General features: G+C 72.2%; 1 protein-coding gene. It reads right to left on the reverse strand.

Going from position 1 to position 4,332, the window contains the following annotated elements:
* On the reverse strand, positions 1-4,318 hold a 4,318-nt coding region (locus tag ACWCSU_RS52655; protein WP_449945194.1), incomplete at its 3' end, for a type I polyketide synthase.
* Between the last annotated feature and the right edge of the window lie 14 nt (positions 4,319-4,332).

Raw genomic sequence — 4,332 nt, forward strand, 5'->3', positions numbered from 1 at the left:
TGCCCCGGACCACGCCGACCCCGGGCTCACCCGACGCCACCGCCCGCAGGTCCCCGCCTACGACCACCGCACGGTGCTCGAACATCGACCGAGTCGTGGCGAGCGAGTACCCCACATCCACCGGCCGCAGACCATCCACGTGCGCAAGCAGCCGCCCCGCCTGCGCCCGCAACGCCTCCTCCGACTTCGCCGACACCACCCACGGCACCGTGCCATGAGGACCAACGCCGCCTGCCGTACCGACAGGCTCCTCCACCACCGGCCCCTGCTCCAGGATCACATGCGCGTTGGTGCCGCTGATCCCGAACGACGACACACCCGCGCGGCGGGGGTGCCCGGTCTCCGGCCACTCGGCCGCCTCCGCCAGCACCTCCACCGCACCCGACGACCAGTCCACATGTGAGGTCGGCGCGTCCACATGCAGGGTCTTCGGGACGATGCCGTGCCGGAGCGCCATCACCATCTTGATCACTCCGGCCACCCCGGCGGCCGCCTGGGTGTGACCGATGTTCGACTTCACCGAGCCGAGCAGCAGCGGCCGCTCCCGATCCTGACCATAGGTGGCCAGCAGTGCTTGGGCCTCGATCGGGTCGCCCAGCGTCGTGCCGGTGCCGTGTCCCTCGGCCACATCCACCTCGGCCGGGGTGAGCCCGGCGTTGCCCAGCGCCTGCCGGATCACCCGGCGCTGCGACGGCCCGTTCGGTGCCGTCAGCCCGTTCGAAGCGCCGTCCTGGTTGACCGCGGACCCGCGCACGATCGCGAGGACCCGATGCCCGTTCCGGTGGGCATCCGACAACCGTTCCAGGACCACCAGTCCGACGCCCTCGGACCAGCTCGTGCCGTCGGCGGAGTCCGCGTAAGCCTTGCACCGGCCGTCGGGTGAGAGCCCGCCCTGGGCGCTGAACTCCATGATCCCCATCGGGTTGGCCACCACGGTCACGCCGCCCGCCAACGCGAGCGAGCAGTCACCCGAGCGCAGCGCCTGCGCGGCCAGGTGCATGGCGACGAGCGACGACGAGCACGCGGTGTCCACCGTCACCGCCGGACCTTCCAGCCCGAGCGTGTAGGAAAGGCGGCCGGAGGTCACGCTTCCGGACAGGCCCGTCACGAAGAAGCCGCGGGCCTCGTCCGGCGGGATGTAGCCGGAGTTGCCCGCCCCGATGTAGACGCCCGTGTGACTGCCGCGCAGGGACAACGGGTCGATCCCGGCCCGCTCAGCCGCCTCCCACGAGACCTCCAGCAGCAGCCGCTGCTGCGGATCCATCGCCAGCGCCTCACGCGGCGAGATCCCGAAGAACCCGGCGTCGAAGTCGGCGACATCGGGCAGATATCCGCCTTCGAGGCGCAGCCCGTCGCTCACCTGCAGGCCCCGGTCGACCGGCAGGGGCGCGACGGCGTCGCGGCCCTCGGCGACAAGCTCCCACAGATCCTCGGCGGAGCGCACCCCGCCCGGATAGCGGCACGCCATGCCCACGATCACGATCGGGTCGTCCGCCACAGGCGCGACCACCGCCGGAATGGTGACATCGGAGTGCTCGCCCAGCAACTCGGCCAGCAAGAACTCCGCCAGCACCACCGGGGTCGGATAGTCGAACACCAGGGTCGCGGGGAGCCGCAGCCCGGTCGCGGTGTTGAGCCGGTTGCGCAGCTCCACCGCGGTCATCGAGTCGAAGCCCAGGTCGCGGAACTCCCGGCGCACCTCCACCGCCTGGGGCGAACCGTGTCCCAGCACCGACGCCACCTGGGCGCGAACCAGCTCGATCACCAGGCGATCGCGATCGGGCTGAGCCAAACCGGCCAGTTGCCTGAGCAACGCGCCGTCGGCGCCCGACGCCGGGGCGGCCGCCGTACGGCGGGCGCCCCGGACGAGTGAACGGAGCAGCGGCGGAACCTCGCCGAGCTGCCGCAACGCGGCCAGGTCCAGCCGCACCGGCGCCACCACCGGCGTGTCGCCGCCCAGGACAGCGTCGAACAACGCGAGCCCTTCGGCGAAGGAGAGCAGGCGGAAGCCCGCAGCCGCCATCCGGCGGAGATCGGTCTCCGAGAGGGTGCCCGCCATGCCGGCGTCGGTCTGCCACGGCCCCCACACCAGGGACAGGCCCGGCAGGCCCTGAGTGTGGCGGTGCTGGGCGAGCGCGTCCAGGTAGGCGTTGGCCGCCGCGTACCCGCCGCGCCCGGAGCCGCCCGACAGCCCGGCGACCGACGAATACATGACGAAGGCGGCCAGCTCAAGATCCCGCGTCAGCTCGTGCAGGTGCCATGCACCGCCGGCCTTGGCGCCGAACACGGCGGCCAGTTGCCCCCTGTCCAACGACGGGATGATGCCGTCGCCGCGGACGCCCGCAGTGTGGACGACGGCGGTGAGCGGGTGGTCCGCCGGCACACCGGCGAGGAGTTCCGCCACCTGGTCACGGTCGGCCAGATCGCAGGCGACGATGGTCACGTCGGTCCCATGGGCGATCAGCTCGTCGCGCAGCTCCTGCGCTCCCGGAGCCTCCGTGCCCCGCTGACCGGCCAGCAGCAGGTGCCGTACCCCGTGCTCGGCCACCAGGTGCCGGGCCAGGGCGCTGCCCAGGCCACCCGTGCCGCCTGTGATCAGGACGGTGCCGTCAAGGTCCAGCCGCGGTGCGTCGCCTCCGTCCGGGGTCAAGCGGACCAGGCGAGGAACGCGCACCACATCCTCACGGATCGCCACCTGAGGCTCGCCGCACGCCAGAGCCTCGGGCAGTGCCGCCACGGCAGCATGCCGCTCATCGAGGTCGACCAGGACGAACCGGCCCGGATTCTCGGCCTGCGCGACACGGACGAGTCCCCAGACCGCTGCCGCCGCCGGATCCACGGATTCCCCTGCGACTCCAATCGCCCGCCGAGTGACCAGGACCAGCCTGGACTCGGTGAATCGGTCATCGGACAACCACTGCTGAAGCAGCTCCAGCACCCGGCCGGTCAGCTCCAATGCCGCAGCCGCCCCGTCGGTCTCCTGCTCGGAAGCGACCTCGACGACCACGACGTCGGGGACCCGGTCAAGCGCAGGCTCGCCGTGCCCCGGCGTCTCCCACCGCAGGTCGCCGAGTCCTGGCCGGCTCGGGTCCGGCCAGTCCAGCTCGACGCAGTCCAGCCCGATCAGGGCATCCGCAGGAGTGACGACCGTCGGCGCGGCCACCCACTCCAGCGCGAATAGCGCCTCCCATTCCGGCCTTTGGCCACCCGGGACCGCCACCTGGCCGGCCGAGACGGGCCGGAACACCAGCGACTCCGCCATCAGCACGGGCGCGCCCTCGGCGTCCACCGTCGACAGGGACACCGAGCCGCTTCCAGTCCTGGCCAGCCGCACGCGAAGGGCCGAAGCTCCGTTGGCGTGCAGGCTGACGCCGCTCCAGGAGAACAGCAGGTGGCCCTGGCCCGGTTCCACGATGTCCATGAACGCGACGGGTTGCAGTGCCGCTTCCAGGAGTGCGGGATGCAGGCCGTACAAGCCGACGTCGCCGACCTCCTCGGGCACCTCGACCTCGGCGAAGATCTCGGTGTCGCGCTGCCAGACCGCGCGCAGCCCCTTGAAGGCTGGACCGTGGACGACGCCGCCGGAGGCCATGACGTCCTCCAGGTCGTCCAGCGCGATGGGGATCGCGCCCTCGGGCGGCCAGACGGCCGTGTCGAAGCGTGCCGTACGCGCGCCGACCGCCAGCACGCCTGCCGCGTGCTGCACCCAGGGCCGGTCCTGAGAGTCGGCGGGGCGCGCGTAGATCGCCACGTTCCTGCGTCCGGTCTCGTCGGACGCGCTCACCACCACCTGTACGGCGATGGCGGCTTCGGACAGCACCAGCGGCGCGGCCAGGGTGAGTTCCTCCACCCGGTCGCAGCCGACCTGGTCAGCCGCCCTGATCGCCAGCTCCAGGAACCCGGTGCCGGCGAACAGCGCGGCCTGTCCCACGGCGTGATCAGCGAGCCACGGGTGCGTGTTCAGCGACATCCTGCCCGTGAGCACCGCCCCGTCGGACTCGGCGAGCGGTACGGCGGCGCCCAGCAGCGGATGCCGCGTCGCTGTCTGGCCGAGTCCCCGGGCGTCGGCGATCCGCATGCCACTCGGCCAGTAGCGCTGGTGCTGGAAGGCATAGGTCGGCAGGTCCACCTTCCGGCCGCCCGGCAGCACACTCCGCCAGTCCACCTCCACGCCGCGCACGAACAGCTCGGCCGCCGACAGCAGCACCCGGTCCAGACCGCCGTCGTCACGGCGCAACGTGCCGGCGATCACAGCCTCCACACCGGCTTCGTCCGCGCACTCCTGCACGCCGATGGCCAGCACCGGATGCGGGCTCACCTCCACGAACACCC

It is taken from the genome of Nonomuraea sp. NPDC001699, from assembly GCF_053596455.1.